Raw genomic sequence first — 450 nt, forward strand, 5'->3', positions numbered from 1 at the left:
ATAACATGTCCACCACCATACTTAAAAGCGCCTGGATACTCTGCATTGCGAGGGTCATTATCTGGCAGTGCTGTTGCACCGATGTATGTATCCACTGCCGCAAGCCCTGCATAAGCAGGTACTCCATTGAGATAAATCTTACCTCCACCAAACTTAACCCTCGGCCTTGAGTGCCCGAAATTCAAAAAGACACCTGAAGAACACATAGGACCAAACGTTCCTGTGGTTACAACATCTACTTCTTCCACAATTTTTTTTACTGGTTTTGTTTTAGCAAGTTCTACAATCTCATCTGCTGTAAGTACCACTGCTTCACCTTTCTTTATTCTCTCGTTTATCTCTTTTATTGTCTTCATCCTGCCTCCTTTCTTCTTTTCCCTCTCCCTTAGAGGGGAGAGGGAAATACCTTAAAACACAGAGAGATACCTTTCCCCTGTATCAGGGAATATC

General features: G+C 43.1%; 1 protein-coding gene. It reads right to left on the reverse strand.

The genetic code is table 11. The features are described 5' to 3' along the window. Positions 1-356: homocysteine biosynthesis protein (locus tag N3D17_07800; GenBank protein MCX8083266.1), on the reverse strand; the 356-nt coding region annotated here is incomplete at its 3' end. Positions 357-450 lie beyond the last annotated feature (94 nt).

The organism is bacterium (assembly GCA_026414725.1).
In the GTDB taxonomy this organism is placed as follows: Bacteria; Ratteibacteria; UBA8468; order B48-G9; family JAFGKM01; genus JAAYXZ01.